The organism is Agromyces laixinhei, assembly GCF_006337065.1.
Taxonomy (GTDB): domain Bacteria; phylum Actinomycetota; class Actinomycetes; order Actinomycetales; family Microbacteriaceae; genus Agromyces; species Agromyces laixinhei.
The window spans coordinates 901,427-921,196 of record NZ_CP040872.1; the positions used below are offsets into that span (position 1 = coordinate 901,427).

The window sequence follows — 19,770 nt, forward strand, 5'->3', positions numbered from 1 at the left end:
CCGAGCGGCTGAAGATCTGGGGGTGGTCGGAGACCCCGAGAACAGACTTGAAGCCGAGACCGAAGCGCCCGATGCTCTCTTCGTCGCGCTTGGGGCTCAGGAATGCGTGGCAGACCGCTCGGATGCCTCCTTCGTCGAACGATACGCCTTCGTTGGCGCAGTACAGATTCCCGTCGGCAAGTCGGAACTCGACCGCCCCGGCCGATCCCGACGCGGTGAGCGCATCCACGGCGTTCTGCAGCAGCTCGCTGATCTGACGGTCGCCGTATCCGCCCGCACGGAAGCTGTCTTCTTGATTGACATGTTCTTCGAGGAGGTCAAGATTGACCTCGTACGTGCGAAGAGCAATAGCCTGCCGCTCTTCGACGTAGTCGCGCAGCCGGCCGCCCGCGCTGTTCCATTCCATGGTTCTGCCTTCCGATGTAGGGCTCGCTGGGCTTCCATTCGGCTCCGAAGAGCGCGGGAGGGCCGACCGTGCGAACTCTGACCGGTCAGCCGAGTGACGTTACAGACACGCACCGACATCCGCCCTCGGATGCCCGTCCTGGCATCCTTTCAGCCCGAGGCGAAGGCTGAGGGAGTCCTCGACGGAAAGGAGCACCCCCAACTCGGGGGCCACGTCCTCCCCGGCACCGAAGGTGCACGATGCCCCCAGCTAACATGAGGGGGCGGCCAGTCGCGGATCCGGCGCCGCGTACCGAGAGGAATCGATAGGTGCCGAGTCCCTACGCATCGGCGGCGACGGCAGCGCCCGAACACACCGCAGCGCCCGAACTCAACGTCGCCCCCGGCTCGGTCGTGGTCGTGCGCGACGCCGAGTGGATGGTGACCGCCGCGACGCAGACGCAAGACGGGCTGCTCATCCGTGCCCAGGGCCTCTCCGAGCTGGTCCGCGACACGACGGCGTCGTTCTACGAGCACGTCGACGACATCCGGGTGCTCGACCCTGCCGCGGCGCGGCTCAAAGCCGACGACTCACCCGGCTACCGTCAGGCGAAGCTTTGGCTCGAGGCGACGCTGCGCAAGACCCCGATCCCGCTCAACGAACCGGGCCTCACCGTCAGCACTCGCATGCTCTCCGACCCGCTCGGCTATCAGCAGGCCGCGGTTCGTCGGGCCCTCGATCCGCAGAACCTGCGCCCGCGCATCCTGATCGCCGATGCGGTCGGACTCGGCAAGACGATCGAGATCGGCATGATCCTCTCCGAGTTGGTGCGACGGGGGCGCGGCGAGCGTATCCTCATCGTGACGCCGAAGCACGTGCTCGAGCAGATGCAGTACGAGATGTGGACTCGCTTCGCACTGCCGTTCGTTCGGCTCGACTCGGTCGGCATCCAGCGAGTGCGACAGAAGCTGCCCGCGACGCGCAACCCGTTCAGCCTCTACAAGCGCGCGATCATCTCGATCGACACGTTGAAGCAAGACAAGTACCGGGCGCACCTGCGCAAGCACAAGTGGGATGCGGTCGTCATCGACGAGTCGCACAACATCACGGGGGCGACGCAGAACAACGCGCTCGCGCGGCTGCTCGCCCGCAATACCGAGGCACTGATCCTCGCGAGCGCGACCCCGCACAACGGCAAGAAAGATTCGTTCGCCGAGCTGATCCGACTCCTCGAGCCGACGGCTGTGTCGCCGGACGGCGACATCGACCGCGACGAGCTCGCCCGCCTGGTGATCCGCCGGCACCGCCACAGCCCCGAGGTGGCCGAGGAGGTCGGCGGCGATTGGGCCGAGCGCAAGGATCTGCAGCATTTCGCGGTGCCCGCGAACGACGTCGAAGATGCCATCGCCGACGAGCTCGCGGATGTCTGGCTCTACCCGGCCACTGGTTCGAGCCCGTACTCGGGCGACAACAAGGGCCTGTTCCCCTGGACACTCGCGAAGGCGTTCCTCTCGTCGCCCGCGGCGCTGCGCGAGACGACGACGGAGCGCATCCGTCGGCTGGGCTCCGAACCGACCGGCGCCCAAGAGAAAGAGCACGAGGCCCTCGAACACCTCGCCGCGCTCGCCGCTGAGGCCGAGGCGACGGGTTCGGCGAAGTACGACCGGCTCGTCGCCTATCTCCGCGAGATCGGCATCGCCGCGAACGGCACCGAACGGGCCGTGATCTTCTCCGAACGCGTCCCCACCCTGAAGTGGTTGCGGGCGAAGCTGCAGAAAGACCTGAAGCTCCGCGCCGACCAGATCGAGGTGCTGCACGGCCAGCTCAACGATCAAGAGCAGCAGCGCATCGTCGAGTCGTTCAAGCAGTCGTCGTCGCCGATCCGCGTGCTCGTGACGGGCGACGTGGCGAGTGAGGGCGTGAACCTGCACTCGCAGTGCCACGAGCTGATCCACTTCGACATCCCGTGGAGCCTGATCCGCATCGAGCAGCGTAACGGCCGTGTCGACCGGTACGGCCAGCGGCACCGCCCGCAGATCACGACGATCCTGCTGACCCCGCGCAACGAACGCTTCGCGGGCGACGTCAAGGTGCTCACCCGCCTCATGGAACGCGAGCAAGAGGCGCACGAGGCGCTCGGCGACGTCGCCTCGCTGATGGGCAAGTACGACGTGGCGGCCGAAGAAGATGCGATCGCGCGGGCGCTCGCGAAGGGCGTCGACGTCGACGAGATCGTGCCAGGCATCGACGGGCTGTCAGCCGATGCGGATGACCCGTGGCTCGAGTTGCTGCTCGGCGTGGCGGCTTCCGAATCGGGTGAAACGGCCGAGCAGGATGCCGCCGGCACGGCCGGCAGCGCTGCGGCGGGTGCATCCGGCCTCTTCGCCGACGACGAGGCGTACCTCGGCGCGGCGCTCGAAGAGGTCTTCACCACCCCGGCGGCGGCACCGGGGCCGCAGGGCGGCGGCGTCGACTGGCGGCGCCACCCGGGCCACGGGCTGGTCGAGTTCACCCCGCCGCGCGATCTTGCGCAGCGACTCGGCGTACTGCCCCAGAGCTACCTGCGCGATCAGGGAGTGACCGAGCACTTCAAGCTCGCGGTCACCGAGACGCTCGCGAAGAGCGTGCTGCAGCAGGCGATCGACGACCGGTCGAGCAGGTCGCTCTGGCCCGAGGCGCACTACCTCGGCCCGCTGCATCCGGTGCTCGAATGGGTGAGCGACCGCGCGCTCGCGAAGCTCGGCCGCAACGAGGTGTTCACGGTGCGCGGTGACGTCGCGTTTCCGACGGTGCTGCTCATCGGCACGTTGACGAACCGCCGCGGGCATGTGGTTGCGTCGTCGTTCCTGACGGCCGCCGTTCCCGACGCGGGCGACCCGGAGTTCGTGCTGGTCGAGCCGCACGCGAGCGCTCGCGACGCCCTCGATGAGCTGGGCCTGCTCGGCACGTTGACGAATCCGGGCGCGGTCGGCGACATCGAGGAGCTGCAGCGGCTGATCCGCCCCGCGGTCCGCCACGCCGACGCGTTGATGGCCGAACTGGCACAGGCAGCGGCGGGCGACGTCGAGTCGAACGTCGACCGGTGGTCGCAGCGGGCGCAGCGGTGGGAACACGAGGCCGACGCGCTCGTGCAGCGCGGCGACCTCAGGCAGCGCCGCCTCACGGTCGAAGAAGAGCAGACGATCGCCGAGTCGATGAAGCCGAGTCGGCGATTGGTGCGCCCGCTGTTGCTGGTCGTGCCGAACGAAGCAGGGGAGAACTGATGGCGTCGGACGCCTTCATCGTCGGCGAAGGCTGGATCAGCGAGCACTACTTCAACACGTATGCGACGAAGCAGTCCTTTCAGGCGCGCGTCGCCGCGCGCCGCAAGGAATGGGACGCCGTCGCCGAATCGGGCCAGGAGTCTGTGCGCGCCACGTTCCTTGCGGTTCGTCCCGAGCTCGTGCGTGCGTTCGCCGACCTCGAAGACGACGGCGAGTCATCGGCCGCCGACGCCGCGGCCCGCATCAGCACCGCCCTCACCCGCGGGCTCGGCTTCGACGACGGGCTGTACGAGCTCGACCGACGCGGCCCAGTTTCCTTCGTGCGGCAGCGCGGGCTCGACGAGCCGGCGAAGCTCGTCGTCGTCGATGCGAAGCACGTCGCCGACGTCGAAGACCTGTTGCAGAAGGATGCCGCGACGCTCGCCGAACCGTTCGTGCCGGCCGACGACGAATCCGTCGCGATCGAGTCGGCACCCCGCGCACTCTCCCGCCTGTTCGCCGCCGACGATGGCCCGGCGTTCGCGCTCGTCGTCGCGGGGCGGTGGCTGCTGCTGACCGACCGCGAGCGGTGGCCCGAGGGACGCTGGCTCGCGATCAACCTGCAGCTCGTCGTCGAGCGCGACGAGCAGAAGAAGGCCGGCGAGCTCGATCGGGCGATCGCCTGCCTCACTGCCGAATCGCTGCTGCCGGATGCCGAGGGCACGGTGTGGTGGGAGTCGGTGTTCGACGACTCGGTGAAGCATACCGTCGGCGTCTCGAAAGACCTTCGCGAGGGCGTGCGGTCGTCGATCGAGATCATCGCCAACGAGGTCGTGCGACGTCGTGCCGCCAAGGGGCTTGAGCCGCTGCCCGCCGAGGAGGCGCAACCGCTCGCCAAACAGGCGCTCCGCTACCTCTACCGCATCCTGTTCCTGCTGTACGCCGAGGCATCACCCGAGCTCGAGGTGCTGCCGATCGGCGCGAGCGAATACGAAGAGGGCTACAGCCTCGACCGCCTGCGCGAACTCGTGCTCGTCGAACTGTCGGCCGACGCCGCCGACCGCACGCACTTCCACGATTCACTCGGCGTGCTGTTCCGACTCGTCGACCAAGGGCATCGGCCGGCGCAGGCCGCGACGGCCGAGGCATCCGATGTACTCGAGGGTCTCACGTTCAACAGCCTCAAGGCCGACCTCTTCGTGCCCGCGGCGACCGCGCACATCGACGAGGTCGGGCTCGGCGACGAGGCGATGCAGCGGGTGCTCGCCCACCTGCTGCTGAGCAAGGAGCAGCGCGGACGCGACCGGGGGTTCATCAGCTACTCCGACCTCGGCATCAACCAGCTCGGCGCCGTGTACGAGGGCCTGATGTCGTATACCGGCTTCTTCGCGACGACCGACCTCTTCGAGGTCGCCAAAGACGGGGATCCCTCGAAGGGCTCGTGGGTCGTGCCCGTCGACCGGTCGTCGGGCATCTCGCCGAAAGATTTCGTGCCGGCGGAAGACCCGATCACCGGCGAGAAGAAGGCGGTGCTGCACGAGCGTGGCAGCTTCGTCTTCCGCCTCGCCGGCCGCGAGCGCCAGCAGTCGGCCTCGTATTACACGCCCGAGGTGCTCACCCGGTTCGTGGTGAGTCAGGCACTCGAAGAACTGCTCGACCAAGACGGTCGCACGACCACCGCAGACGAGATCCTCGAGCTCACGGTCTGCGAGCCGGCGCTTGGCTCGGGCGCATTCGCGATCGAGGCGGTGCGCCAGCTCGCCGAGGAATACCTCACCCGCAAGGAGCAGGAGCTCGGCGAGAAGGTCGACCCCGAAGACCGCCCGCGCGAGCTGCAGCGGGTCAAGGCGTCGATCGCGCTGCACCAGGTCTACGGCGTCGACCTCAACGCGACCGCGGTCGAGTTGGCCGAGATCTCGCTGTGGCTCGACACCATGGTCGAGGGCCTGGCCGCGCCGTGGTTCGGGCTGCACCTCAAGCGCGGCAACTCGCTCATGGGGGCGCGCCGTGCGGTGTGTTCGACCGAGCAACTCGCCAAGAAGTCCTGGCTCAAGGATGTGCCGCGCGACGTGCCGGTGACCGACCTCGCCGAGAACCTGCGCGTCGGGCGGCTCGCCGAGGGCACGGCGGGCGCGATCCACCACTTCCTGCTGCCGGCCGACGGATGGGGCGCCGCGGTCGACGCCAAAGAAGCGAGGGAACTCGCTCCCGAAGCGCTGGCCAAACTGAAGGCTTGGCGCAAGCAGATCCTGCTCAAGCCGACGACGGCGCAGACGAAGAAGCTCGTGAACCTCGCCTACCGAGTCGAAACGCTCTGGCAATTCGCCCTGCGCCGCCTCACCATCGCCGAACGCGAGGCCCGCCGCGCCATCCCCCTCTGGGGCCAAGACGCTGCACCTTCCGTCGGTCGAGTAGCGAGCGCCAGCGAGCGTATCGAGACCACCCCCGTCACCCGCCCCGAAATCGAGGCCAAACTCAACGACCCCGACGGCGCCTTCCAACGACTCCGCCGCGTCATGGACGCCTGGAACGCCCTCTGGTTCTGGCCCCTCACCGACACGCTCACCGACGGTGCCCAGCCCCCGTCGCTCGACGAGTGGATCGACGGCATGACCGCCTTGCTCGGCACCCATTTCGAGGGCAAGAAGACGGGCAAGACCGCAGGCGCCGAGACCCTCGGCCTGCCGACGGGCTGGCACGCGCTCGGCGACGCCGAAGAACTCGACCTCTCGTTCGCAGGTGCGCAGCCGGTGGTCGAGCTCGTCGAGACCACGCCCTGGCTCAGAGCGGCAGAACGCATCGCCGCCCAGCAGGGCTTCTTCCACTGGGAGCTCGACTTCGCGACCGTCTTCGAGCGCGGCGGCTTCGACCTGCAGGTGGGGAACCCGCCCTGGGTGCGGCCTCGCTCCGACGTCAACGCGCTGCTCGCTGAGGGTGATCCCTGGTGGCAGCTGGCGGTGAAGCCGACGCAGGCGCAGATCGCGGCGAAGCGCGCCCAGACGCTCGAGCTCGACGGCATCCGAGACCTGCTGGTCGACGGCACGGCGGATGTCGCGGCCACCGCCGCGTTCGTCGGAGCCACTCAGAACTACACCCATCTCGCTGGTCTGCAGCCCGACCTCTACCGCTGTTTCATGGAGCGGGCGTGGTCGCACGGCAGCAACCGTGGTGCCATTGGACTTATCCACCCAGAGACGCACTTCACCGACGAAAAGGCCGGGCCATTGCGCGAAGCGACTTACACTCGACTTCGTCGGCACTGGCAGTTCGTGAATGCGCTGCTCCTGTTTGAGATCAAGGACAATAAGCGGTATGGCGTCCACATCTATGCTGTGGCGCGGGATTGGGTTGGTTTTCTCTCAGCGACAAATCTCTATCACCCAGAGACAGTTCAGCGGTCATTCATCCACGACGGAAGTGGTCCCGAGCCGGGGCCACGGACTCTCGAAGGGCGGTGGGAGACTGCACCCCATCGATCACGGATCGCCACAGTTACCGACTCGACCCTCGCTGCATGGCGTGATGTTCTCGGCGAGAGCGCCCCAATTCGTCAGACAAAGATGCTTTTCGCCGGCGGTCGTGCGGCCACACGTCTCTTTGAGCAACTGCAGCAAACCCGCCGCTTGCGTGAATTGATGCCAGAGTTTTCGGCTGGATGGGTGGAAGGATCTGACAACGGCCCTGGCGGTACCTTTGATGTTGCTTGGGGGATCCCGCATGCGTGGAGCGATGTGATCCTTCAGGGCAGTTTCCTCCACGTTGCTCGGCCCTTTTACAAGAAACCCAATTCGACACTTCGCCACAATCAAGACACGACGAACTATGACGTCGAGGCGCTTGAGCGGTCGGCCGTCCCCACCTCGTCCTTCATGCCGATCCTTGAAAAGTCCGAGTATCGTGCACGCTACGACCACGTCGCGGATGGGACCTCAGCACTCGATCATTACCGGATTGCCTGGCGGGCAATGGCTGACAATGTCGGCAGGCGGACGCTAATGCCGAGCATCATTCCGCCTGGGTGCGCCCATGTTGATGGAATTCACTCGATGATCGTCGATGAAGAGTCGTTGCCGAGTGCGCTGGGTTTCATGAGTTCATTGGTGGCGGACTTCCTCATCCGCGCGGCTCCTAAATCGACGATTCGCGCCAACGCAATTCAGCGTCTTCCGATCTCCACCGAGCACCATCTGGTGGATGCAATGGCCCTGCGCGCACTGCGATTGAACTTAGCGACGGATGCCTACTCCAAACTCTGGCGTGTCAGCCACCGCGACAGTTTCGTGGATGAGCGATGGACGGGTGGCGTCGGGTATGTTGGGCGACCGAAATTGGGCGACGTTGGCCATGAATGGGATAGAGGTCTCTTTCTTCGGCGAGATGCGGACCGCCGTCAGGCGCTTCTCGAAATCGACGTGATTGTTGCGATGGCACTCGGCCTCACGGCAGACATGCTTGTCGGGATCTTGCGGTCTGGCTTTGCTGTTCAAGCAGGCTATGACCGGCGAGAGCACTTCGATGCCTGCGGGCGCCTCGTCCCGAACTCTGTCCTGACGGTGTGGCGCAAGAAGGGCGAAAGCATTACGGAATCGGAGCGTACGGCTGAGCATCCGGGCTCTGGAATCGAATACACGTACGAGCTTCCGTTCGTGACGCTCGACCGAGAGGCCGACATGCGGCAGGCGTATGCGCATTTCGAGCGGATCCTGAAGGAGCGGTCGTGAGCGATCTGCTGCCGAGCGTCGAGGCGGAGCAGATCCGACGCAGCCTGCTCGGCTACCTCACGACGACGTTCGCCCTCGCCGACGTCGAGGCTCGCGATGCGCTCACGTCATTCCTCGACCAGCCCGACGACGGCATCTTCCGTGGGCCGTACGTAAGAGTTCGGCTCCCGTTCCGGCCGGCGGATGCCGACCGGCCGGCGGCGCTCGAGTGGGACAGCGGCCAGACGCCGTACGGCCACCAGGCGGCGGCGTTCGAACGGCTGAGCAGCGCGAACCTCAGCGAAGCGAAGCCGTACCCGCTGCCCACGCTCGTCACCACCGGCACCGGGTCGGGCAAGACCGAGGCGTTCCTCTACCCGATCCTCGATCACGTGCTGCGCGCGAAGCGGAACGGTCAGGGCGGCGTCAAGGCGCTGATTCTCTACCCGATGAACGCACTCGCCAACGACCAGGCGCGACGCCTCACCGACCTCGTCACCATGCGCGAGGAGCTCCGCGGCATCCGTGCGGCGATCTACACCGGGCAAGCCGACGCCGAGCGCTCCCACGTCACGCCTGACGGCCTCATCACGAGCCGGGCGGCGATCCGCGGCGAAGCGCCCGACATTCTGCTCACGAATTACAAGATGCTTGACCAGCTGCTGCTGCGTGGCGAAGACCAGACGATATGGCAACATAGCGCCGGCAGCCTGCAGTACCTCGTGCTCGACGAGTTCCACACCTATGACGGCGCGCAGGGCACCGACGTCGCCATGCTGTTGCGGCGCCTGCGACTCACACTCGAACGGTACGCCGGCGAGGCGGTGCAGGTGACGCCCGTCGCGACCTCCGCGACGCTCGGCGACCGGGGCGACCCGAGCGCCATGATCGACTTCGCCCGCACCGTCTTCGGGGTCCACTTCGACGAGACCTCCGTCGTCACCGAGACCCGGATGTCGTACGATGTGTGGTCGCGCGACGCGGCCGCTCGAGCCGTCGCGGGCGGGTTCGCCGCTGAACCGGTCGACAACGCGCTGGTCGATTCGGTCGTGGGCGCCGTGGCCGACCCGCGCGAGCTCGACGTCGACGAACTCACCCGCCGCGTCAGCGCCGCGCTCTACGACGGCGTCGCATCAGATTCGCTCGACGATGATCTCGTCGCCGCCCTCGCCGCAGCGCACCCGCTCGTCCGCGCGCTCGCCGAAACCGCGAACGACGCGATCCGCCTCGACGACCTCGCCGACCGCATCCTGCCAGCCGGCCTCGCCGTCGACGAGACCTTCGAGACGCGGGCCGAGCGACGCCGCGCATTCCTCGTCACGGTGCTCGCCGCACTCAGCCACATCCGCACCCGGCAGGGACGCGGCGCACTCTCGATCGACCTCCATCTCTGGCTCCGTGCACTGACGCGCATCGACCGGGTCGCCGACCCCGTCGCCCGGTTCCGATGGAGCGACGACGGGCAGCTGCTCGGCTCCGATGCATCCGACCTCGACGGCGCGCCGGCGTACCCGGCGATCTATTGCCGCCACTGCGGCCGAAGCGGATGGGGCGTGCAGCTCGCCCCCGTCGGCACCTACCTCGACCACGACGACGTCGACATCCGCGGCAACCACCTGCACCGCGAGCGCGGATTCCGTGCCCTCGTGCACGCGCCGAACGAGGCCCGTCGTGCCCTCGACGAACCCGTCGATGGGCTCCGCTGGTTCCACGTGCGCGACCGCATCATCCTCGACGCGGCACCCGACGACGATGCCGTCGTGCTGCCGGTGCTCGTGCTCTCCGGCAACGACGTCGAAGACCGATCGAAAGACGACGACTGCCCGTCGTGCGGGCGTGCCGACGGTATCCGTTTCATCGGCAGCGCCGTGGCCACCATGCTCTCGGTCGCGGTCACGACGCTCTTCGGCGAGCCCGCGCTCGACGCTGCCGAGAAGAAGGCGCTCGTCTTCACCGACAGCGTGCAAGACGCGGCGCACCGGGCCGGGTTCGTGCAGAGTCGCTCGCACGTGTTCAGTCTGCGCAACGCGGTGCGCCGCGCCGTCGGCACGCGCCCCGCGAACCTTTCGAAGCTCGTCGAGCTGCTGCTGCAGGATGCCGGCGACGACCGAGACGCCCGCTATCGTTTGCTCGCGCCCGAGATCGTCGACCACGACAACTTCCGCGGCTTCTGGGAGGCCGATTCGGCGCGCGACGTCGACCCCGCCGTCGAAGAACGGGTGCGACAGCGGTTGCTGTTCGACCTCGTCATGGAGTTCGGCCTGCAGTCGCGGGTCGGTCGCACGCTCGAGCTCACCGGCAGCCTTGCCGCCGAGGTGAGCGCCGGCACCCCGGCGAAGCTCGAGGCCATCGGCCGCTCGGTGCTCACCGGCTTCTCGAAGACCACCACGCTCGACGAAGGCACCCCCGCCGAGGTGCCGGCCGACGTCGTCGTGCGCTGGGTGCGCGGCGTGCTCGAACGACTGCGCGACCGCGGCGCCATCGACCACGACTGGTTCCGCAAGTACGTCGAGAACGACGGCAAGCGCTGGTACCTGTGGGGCGGTCGCCCCCGCGGCGTCGGCATGCCCGCGTTCCCCGACGGCCGCGACGCCCCCGGGTTCGCGCGCATCGGCTCGCCGTCGGCTGCGGGCGGCCCCGGGCAGAAGAGCCACCTCGACCAGGCGAGTTCGAGCCAGAGCTGGTACGCCTCCTGGGCGCGTGACGTGCTCGACGTGACCCCGGCCGTCGGCGCCCACCTCACGCGTTCGCTGTTCGCGCAGCTCGACGCCGACGGCGTCGTCTCGTCGGTCGGCATCGGGGCCGGCGCCGCGACGGTCTACCGGCTCGCGCCGGCATCCGTCACGGTGCATCCGGTCGACCTCGCCGACTTCGAAGCGGGTCGCCACCTGCTCGTCTGCGACGTCTGCCAGAACCCGGTGCCCGGCACGATCGCCGTGGTCGACCAACTCGCCGACGGCCCCTGCGTGTCGGCCCGCTGCCCCGGCTCGCTGCGACGCAGCCGCGGCGGGCAGAACTACTACCGTGCCCTCTACGACGACGGCGACATGCGCCGCGTCGTCGCCCGCGAGCACACCAGCCTGCTCGACGACGAGACCCGCCTCGCCTACGAAGACGGGTTCAAGTCGTCGGGCACCGACCCCGACAGCCCCAACGTGCTCGTCGCCACACCGACGCTCGAGATGGGCATCGACATCGGCGACCTGTCGACCGTCATGCTCGCCGGGCTCCCTCGCACCGTCGCGTCGTACTTGCAGCGCGTCGGCCGCGCGGGGCGCCTCACCGGCAACGCCCTGTCGCTCGCGTTCGTGACCGGCCGCGGCGAACAACTGCCCAAACTCGGCGAACCGCTCTCGGTCATCAACGGGGCCGTGCGGGCGCCCGCCACCTACCTCAACGCCGAAGAGATCCTGCGGCGGCAATACGTCGCCTCCCTCGTCGACCGGCGAGCCGCCGACCTCACGGACGCCCCGCGGAACGCGCGGGATGTGCTCTCTTCGACGGAGCCCGGCTCCTTCCTCGGCGACCTCGTCGCCGATGCCGAGGCGCACCACGTCGAGCGCCTCGGCGCCTTCCTCGGCGCCTTCGACGGCGGCAGTGTGAGCGACGAGGCTCGCGACGCGCTCCGTCGCTGGGCGACACCGGGCGAGGAACCCGGGTCGAGCGCCTTCGCCGCGGCTGCGCGTGATGCCGTGCAGCGATGGAGCGCGCAGGTCGACGAGGTGCGGTTCCGCAAGAATGCCGTCGCTGACGCCCTCGACGACCTCAAGCGCGCGGCGGAGCATCCGACCGCCGGCGACGAGGAGCGCCGCGAATACCGCACCGCGCGGGCCTCGTACGCGATGGCGACCAAGCAGCTTGCCGAACTGCGGTCGGAGCACTGGGTCGCCGCACTCGAGCGCTTCGGGCTGCTGCCGAACTACTCGCTCATCGACGACTCGGTGCGGCTCGACGTGGCGCTCAGCTGGATCGACCCCGACAGTCTCGAATACCGCGATCGCGCCATCAGCTACGAGCGGGGCGCGGGCATCGCGATCAGCGAGCTCGCGCCCGGGGCGGTGTTCTACGCTCAGGGCATCGAGATCACCGTCAACGCCGTCGACCTCGGCAGCGGCGGCGAGGCCGTGCGCACCTGGTCGTTTTGCCCCGCGTGCGGCTTCGGATACGACCACGGCACTGTGGAGCACACCCACGGCTCATGCCCGCGCTGCGGGGCAAGCGGCATCGCCGACACCGCGCAGCAACTGCGCGTCGTCGAGCTCGAGCAAGTGTCGGCCGAAGTGCGCCGCGACGAGGCATCCATCGGCGACCGCCGCGACGAACGCCAACGCGAGCGGTTCGTCATGCAGGTCGCGGCCGACGTCGACCCGGCCGGCATCACCGACGCCTGGTACGTCGAGGGCGACGGCTTCGGCGTCACGTACCTGCGCGACCTGACCGTGCGCTGGCTCAACCTCGGGCGCGTCGGGCCCGCCGGCGAGAACCGGCTCATCGCCGGAGACGAGCGCACGGCGCCACTGTTCCGCGTCTGCCGGGTCTGCGGCAAGCTCGATGCCGAAGCGAACGCGAACTCGCGGCGTGAGCACAAGCCGTGGTGCCCGAACCGCGACGCCCGCGACGAGCAGGCGATTCCGATCGCGCTCAGCCGCACGCTGACCACCCAGGGCATCATGCTGCGTCTGCCGCCGCGCATCACCATCGGCGACACTCTCGCCGTGCCGAGCCTCGCCGCGGCGATCCTGCGGGGCCTGCGTGAAGTCATCGGCGGCGACCCCGACCACCTGCGCATCATCGAGACCGTGCAGCCCACGCTCTCCGACGGCTCCGAGAACGTGCCCGCGCTGCTCGTGCACGACGCCGTGCCCGGCGGCACCGGCTACCTCGCAGAGCTCGCGAACACCGACCGCATCCGGGAGCTCCTCGAGATCGCGTGGCAGACCGTGCGCGACTGCCCCTGCCGCACCGAAGGCAGGGCGTCATGCCATCGTTGCCTGCTGCCGTACGCGCCCGGCGGCAGCGCCGACCGCGTCTCGCGGGCGAGTGCCGAACACAGCCTCGCGGTGCTGCTCGGCGTCGTCGACGGTGAACCGACCGCGTGGGAGGTCACCCGTGAAGACCCCGGCGTCGCCGTCGGCGAGCCGGTCATCGAATCGCTCTTCCGTGAGGTCTTCATGGCCCGGGCGAAGAAACTCGGCGCCGGTGTCAAAGAGATCCCCGGCGACCACGGCAACAAGATCCAGGTCACTTTCCCCGGCAGCCGTCGCATCTGGATGCTGCAACCGCAGCTCATGCTCGGCCACACGCAGCCCGACTTCGTGCTCGAACAGTTCGGCGGTGGGGCCAAACCGATCGCGATCTACACCGACGGGCGTGCGTTCCACGCCTCCGTCGCCCACAACCGGATCGCCGACGACGCGCAGAAACGGGAGCTGCTCAGGGAGCAGGGTTACCTGGTGCTGGCGTTCACCTGGGACGACCTCGTGCGCGCCCGCGACGAGAAGGTGGAGCCCGCGACGCCGTGGTTCGACGCCGGCACGGCGACGGTCTTCTCGGGTCAGTACGGGCTCTCGCTCGCTTCGCTCGACCACGTCACCGCGAACCCGATGACCTGGCTCATGGGTTGGATGCAAGACCCCGAGAAGGCCGCGAAGCGATGGGAGTCGGTGGCCGAAGCGCTGCCGATGCTCGTGCGCCTGCCGACCAGCGTGCTCATCGACTCGGGCGAACGCACGCTCGATGAACTGAGTGTCGAGGCCCTCGTCGACGGGCAGCCGGTCGGCTCCGACCCGACCACGTGGCAGTTGAGGCACGATCGCGCCGTGCTCACGGCCCGTCATCTCGGGCACGGCAAGACCGAGGCATCCGTCGCCCTCGACGACCGAACCGCGGCCGTCGGCGGCGCGAGCTTCGCCGACGACTGGCGGTTCTGGTTGCGACTCTCGAACCTGCTCGGTGCGCGGGCGGAGGTGTCGTCGGTCACGATCGCGGCCCTCAGCGACCTCATGCCGAAGACCTCCGGCGGCGCGCCCGGACCCGCCGACGTGACGATGTCTGCCGACCTCACCATCGAATGGCAGGGCCTCGTCGACCTCGCCACGCCCGAAGAGCGGGTGCTCATCGACGCCATGCACGCGGTCGAAGGCATGCCCGTGCCTGAGATGGGCCTCGAGCTCGGCGACGGCATCCCCGCGTCATTCGCCTGGATCGAACCGAAGATCGTCGTGCTGCTGCACCCTGCCGCCGGCGACCGAGCCGAGCTCGAGGACGCCGGCTGGACGCTCGTCGAGCCTGACGCGACATCCGTGGCCGCCGCCCTCGGCCTGAACTGACCATCCCTGCCGACGCGAGAGGACGCCGATGCCCAACCTGATCATGACCAAGATGAAAGGTCAGAAGCACGAGAAGGCCGTCGATCTGAAGATCATGGCGTTCCTGCGCAAGCTCACCGAGGACGACACCATTCCCGGCCTCAACATCGAGCGGATGAACCACCCGGTCGACGAGCGGGCGCGCACCGGGCGGGTCGACATCCACTTGCGTGCGGTGCTCTACCAGCTTGACCCCATCGGGCAGGAGCGCACCTATGTGTACGCAGGAACCTGGGAGCACGACGAGGCGATCGAGCGTGCCCGCACGCGCAAGCTGCAGATCAACCCGGTCAACGGGATCCCGGAGTTCATCGAGTCGACGACGCCCGCGGATGAGGTGCCTGCTGAGGGTCAGCCGACGGCCGGGAGTTCTGACGTGCAGGCCGCCGCGTCACGCTCGTTCCTCACCGAGCGGTCGTACTTCCGAAGCGATCTCGTCGACGAGTTCGGTTTCACCAGTGAAATCGCGGAGCGCGCCTTCGCCGCGCCCGACGAAGACGCGCTGCTCACCTTTGCCGCGTCGCTCGAGAACGACTGGCAGGCGTCGGTGCTGCTCGAGATGGCGGTGGGCTCCGCCATCTCGCAGATCAAGGAGTCGCTCGGCATCGCGGAATCGACTGAGCCCGTTGCGCCCGTCGAGGTCGATGTCCGCCACGAAGATGCTCGACTCGTCGACGCACTCAAGCACCCGGCCGCGCAGATGCAGTTCACGTTCATCGACAACGACGAAGAACTGCAGCGCGTCATCGAAGGCGCCGACTTCGGCGCCTGGCGGGTCTTCCTCCACCCCGACCAGCGCAAGTACGCCACGGCGAAGTACCACGGACCGTTCCGGCTCACCGGAGGGGCCGGCACCGGCAAGACCGTGGTCCTGATCCACCGCGCCCGCAACCTCAGCGCGAAGGACCCGGCATCGCGAGTCGTGCTCACCACGTACACGCGGGCGCTGGCCGACAACCTGCGACGCGACCTCGAGCGTCTCGATCCCGACGTTTCGTTCGCAGGCGGCCTCGGCGAATCGGGAGTGCTCGTGCGGGGGGTCGACGCACTCGTCGCGGCCATCCGCGAGCGCGCCGGTGCCGGATTCGGCCAGGCTGCGACGCGGGTCATCGGCGGTCAGGTCGATTCGTCCGCACGGCCCGTTTCGAACGACAGCGGGTGGGATGCCGCGGTCGACGACTCCGGGGCGGACCTCGCTGGGGCGCTCCGCTCGAAGTCGTTCCTCTCGGGCGAGTACCTGGAGGTCGTTCTCCCGAACCGGGTGACCACGAAAGACGAGTACTTCGCCGCGCGGAGGCCGGGACGCGGCATCGCCCTCGACCGCGCGAAGCGCGCACAGGTCTGGAAGGTCGTCGAGCACTTCCGGCGCAACGCGCGGATCAACGGCACGGTCACCTACGCCGAACTCGCCGCCATCGCCGCCGGGTGGCTCGCGGGCCTCGACGGCGGCGAGCCGCGCAGCTTCGCCGACCACCTGCTCATCGACGAGGCGCAAGACCTCACCGCGTCGCACTGGCAGTTCCTTCGCGCATTCACCGCCGTCGGCGACGACGACATGTTCATCGCCGACGACATCCATCAGCGCATCTACGGCCGCCGGATCGTGCTCTCACGGTTGGGTATCCCGATCGTCGGGCGCAGCCGCAGGCTCAGCCTGAACTACCGCACCACGGCGCAGAACCTGCGCTACGCACTCGGTCTGCTCGAAGGTGCGGAGTTCATCGATGCACAGGGCGACCCTGAGGATGTCGCGGGCTACCGCTCGGCGCGCCTCGGACCCGACCCTCGACGAATCGCGACCACGTCGGCAGGCGAGCAGTACTCGGTGCTCGCCGACACCATCCGCGGATGGCTCGACCAGGGAGTGCGCGGAGAGACGATCGCGGTGCTCACAGCGTCGAACAACGCCTCGAAAGACGTGCACGACGCGCTGGCGCATCACGACATCCACAGCACCATCCTCACGACGGCCAAGCAGACCGGCACCGATCCCGTCGTGCTCACCATGCACACCTCGAAGGGCATGGAGTTCTCACGCGTCGTGCTCTTCGACATGTCCGACGGGTCGTTCCCGTCGGCGTGGGCTTCGCGGGGGCTCGCGCCCGAGGACCGAGCCGACCAGGAGCTGCGCGAACGGTCACTGCTCTACGTCGCTTCAAGTCGGGCGCGCGATGAACTCGTCGTGTTGTGGAATGGTCGCCCGTCCGAGCTGCTTCGGGCGTCCTGATCGGGTGATCGCCGCCACCGATGTCTGAGGTCAGCCGGTCACTCGTCGCCGAGACGCAGCCGTGTGGTCACGGCATCGACATCGATGCCTGCCTGTTCTGCGCCGAGTTCGCGGCAAACCGCGTCTGGCTGAGCGACACGGAGCAGTTCTTCCACAACCGCCCAGACTGCGAGACTCGAACGCTGAGCGAACGTCGTGGCCGGTACTCGAAGGATCCGAACTGGCGTCGGCAGATCGGGTTCGCGAAAGCCGAACGCGAGGGTGCCCGACCGTGCCCGCAGTGCCGCCCGTATGATCCTCGGCGTTGGCGGCGGAAGCAGCCGACGGAGCGCCACATCGGTGAGTTGCGGCTCACCCACTTCACCACGCTCGACAACCTCATCCGAATCATCGGTGACCGGGAGGTGGTCTGCCGAAGCCGGCTTGACGCATCGGTGAAGGGCTTCGGATCGGTTGCCGGCGCTCGGCAGCGTGCCGGAACCCTCGTGCGGGAGCCGGATGTGACGGCGCTCGACTGCGTCCCGTTCAGCCTCACCCACCGACCCGCATTCATGGAAGCGCTCGTTCGTGGTCGTGACGACGTTCGTCTCGTTGCGCCGGAGGAACGGCCGCCCGTCGAGACGATGATCGCTCTCGAGACGTCGTTTCGCCGCGTCATCCATCGCGATCCTGATGTGGCTCGGGCGTTCGAGCTCCGGTGGGCCGTGTCGTCTCGTGACGCCGGAGATCCGCGTACCGGCATCCGCCATTCGAAATCGGATCTGATCCAACTGATCGATTTCGCACGTGGTGCAACGGGAGACAGGTTTGCGGATCATCCGATCGCACAGAGCGCGGAGTTCCTGGTAGAGCAGGGAGTGCCGTTCCGGCTGATCGATCGTGTGCTCGTGCCGTCCGTCGCCTTGAAGCGTGCGGTCGCCCACCTGCTGGAGAGCACGTCGATCGCCGACCCGCCTGATGTGCGCCTTCGTTCGCACTGGTTCCGATTGTGACCCGGCTCCGAGTTGATCGCACCCCGCGGGGGCTTTTCGTCGGCAAGAGTGCTGACTCTTGAACGACGCGGTGAGAATCGACACGACGTTCGACTTCCGCGACGATGCGGGTGGCAAGGATCCCGATCAGCACAGCCCCACGCTGCGGGCATAGCACAAGCTGTTGTGGAGCAAACCGCTACCCGACGGGCGGATGCTCGATCTCGTCGATACGAGGCGAGGGCCCTACCTCTACCATCACTCCGATGTCGGAGAATTCTTCCTCGCGAGCGACTCGGTCGTGCACACGTACTCCGACTGGGTGACGACCGCCCAGATCATTTAGCAGATACCAACCGCGGGCGTGCTCACGTTCAAGGCGGCCGGGTACACCATCGGAGGAATGATGGTGTACCCCGGCAACACGGTCGTTCCGATTGACGCCTTCGGTCAGCGCATCCGTTCGCCATCAACGCGGGCCGGTTCGCATTCGGCGTCGTCGGCCGGACTCTCGAGCCCGGCCGACCGCACAACGTCACAGCATTGCGTACGCCTCGAACGTGAGGCCAGCGGGCAGGGTCTCGAGGTCCCAGAAGGAGGACTCGAACTGGGCGGTGCCGCCGGCAGGGAGGCGATCGATGAAGGCGAAGCCGCTGCCGACGATCGTTCCAGCGCTGTCACGGGCGATCACCGCGACCTCGACGAGCTCCTGGTCTTCGCTGAAGGCCGACGATACCTGGCCGGTGACACTGAGCCAGCCGTACTCTTCCGCGGTCGCAATGCCCGAGACGCTGAACGAGCCGGTTTCAGCCGCAGGAGAAGACGTGGCTGCGAGCGATGTCGGGCCGCGCACATCGAGCTTTGCGATGGTGCCGGCACCGACCGAGTAGAAGTCGCCGACGATGACGGTGCGACCCTGCAGAACCGTTGTGTAGTTGCTCGCGGAATCGAGGATCACGCCAGCAGCGTCGACTGCCTCGACGGTGATTCCTGCCGACGGGAACACGTGGTCGGCGTTGGGATTTTCGATCACGACGGCGTACCACCAGGTGTCGGATTCGACGTCTTTGCCGAACGCGGACTCCACGATGGCGGGGTCCTGGATCGCGGGTGCCGCGGGCTTCTCCGGTCTCGGAGCGGATGCGGCATCCTCTTCGGTCTGGCTCTTCTCATCTGCCGTCGTCGTGGCCGCGGCGGCGCCCGCCGACGCAGCCGTGCCTGCGAGTGCCGCGGCACTCATGCCGTTGATGACGAGCGACAGTACGAGGACGACGCCCGTGACGATCCACGCCGTCGTGCGGTGTTTCGCGTAACCGTCAAGCGGGCGACCCTGCAGGTCGCGCTGCGCTCCGCCGAGCACGAGAATGAGGTCGACCAGCACCCAGATGCCGAGACCGCCGAGCGTGAGCAGCTTCGCGATGCCGGTGCCGACTTTGCCGAGGTAGAACCGGTCGACGCCGAAAAAACCGAGGAACAGTGCGAAGAGCCAGGTCGCGATGAACGACTTGGGAGGGGTGTCGCCGGTGGCTGGTGCTGCGTATGCGTCGGACGCTGTTGCGGCGGGCGTTGCGTGCTCGGTCCATGCCTCGCCATCCCAGTAGCGCAGGCCGCCCACGCTGTCGTACCAGCCCGCGGGAACGCCCGTGGGTGCAGTTCCGTCGGTGTCGACGGGCAAGCCGCTTTCGGCGGGCAAGTCGGTAGGCATGTTCATGATGGTCCGTTTCGCTGTGGTGTCGGATGCGTCGAAGTCAGTGCGCATCGCCGTCGGGTCGACAGCCGACTGACGTTACAGATCCGGTGCGACAAACGCTGGCCCGGAACGCCGGATCGGCGGGCTGAGCGCGGCGAGATTCGCCGCCTGATCTGGTGATCGATTC

8 protein-coding genes and 1 pseudogene are annotated in these 19,770 nt (G+C 67.8%); 6 read left to right on the top strand and 3 right to left on the bottom strand.

Features of this window, described 5'->3' with window-relative positions; genetic code table 11:
- Positions 1-73: 73 nt before the first annotated feature.
- A pseudogene (locus FHG54_RS17105) lies at positions 74-406 on the bottom strand (hypothetical protein); the annotation flags it as partial.
- A gap of 308 nt (positions 407-714) precedes the next feature.
- Here FHG54_RS17105 and FHG54_RS04285 point away from each other — a divergent pair.
- Positions 715-3,648, top strand: a complete 2,934-nt coding sequence (locus FHG54_RS04285) for a helicase-related protein (RefSeq protein WP_233437868.1) — start codon at positions 715-717, stop codon at positions 3,646-3,648.
- A gap of 215 nt (positions 3,649-3,863) precedes the next feature.
- On the opposite strand, the gene FHG54_RS16680 is transcribed toward FHG54_RS04285, so the two are convergent.
- On the bottom strand, positions 3,864-4,025 hold the full coding sequence (locus tag FHG54_RS16680; RefSeq protein WP_233437869.1) for a hypothetical protein: 162 nt from the start codon (positions 4,023-4,025) through the stop codon (positions 3,864-3,866).
- Between the two features lie 21 nt (positions 4,026-4,046).
- Here FHG54_RS16680 and FHG54_RS04290 point away from each other — a divergent pair, with 21 nt between their 5' ends.
- The 5 genes from FHG54_RS04290 (at position 4,047) to FHG54_RS16290 (ending at position 18,239) form a co-directional block, all read left to right on the top strand.
- On the top strand, positions 4,047-8,348 hold the full coding sequence (locus tag FHG54_RS04290) for a DNA methyltransferase (protein WP_233437870.1): 4,302 nt from the start codon (positions 4,047-4,049) through the stop codon (positions 8,346-8,348).
- The gene (locus tag FHG54_RS04295) at positions 8,345-14,656 is read left to right on the top strand and encodes a DEAD/DEAH box helicase (RefSeq protein ID WP_139416175.1); all 6,312 of its coding nucleotides are present in this window, start codon (positions 8,345-8,347) and stop codon (positions 14,654-14,656) included. The genes FHG54_RS04290 and FHG54_RS04295 overlap by 4 nt, the downstream gene beginning before the upstream one ends.
- Positions 14,657-14,684: 28 nt before the next feature.
- Positions 14,685-16,922 (top strand): 3'-5' exonuclease, encoded by a 2,238-nt coding sequence (locus FHG54_RS04300; protein ID WP_139416176.1) that lies wholly within the window; start codon positions 14,685-14,687, stop codon positions 16,920-16,922.
- Between the two features lie 20 nt (positions 16,923-16,942).
- A complete protein-coding gene (locus FHG54_RS04305) occupies positions 16,943-17,914 on the top strand; it encodes a DarT ssDNA thymidine ADP-ribosyltransferase family protein (RefSeq protein WP_139416177.1) in 972 nt (323 codons plus the stop codon).
- A gap of 163 nt (positions 17,915-18,077) precedes the next feature.
- On the top strand, positions 18,078-18,239 hold the full coding sequence (locus FHG54_RS16290) for a DUF6994 family protein (RefSeq protein ID WP_168197099.1): 162 nt from the start codon (positions 18,078-18,080) through the stop codon (positions 18,237-18,239).
- Between the two features lie 189 nt (positions 18,240-18,428).
- On the opposite strand, the gene FHG54_RS04310 is transcribed toward FHG54_RS16290, so the two are convergent.
- Positions 18,429-19,598, bottom strand: coding sequence for an NINE protein (locus tag FHG54_RS04310; RefSeq protein ID WP_233437871.1), 1,170 nt, complete (start codon positions 19,596-19,598; stop codon positions 18,429-18,431).
- Positions 19,599-19,770: the final 172 nt, after the last annotated feature.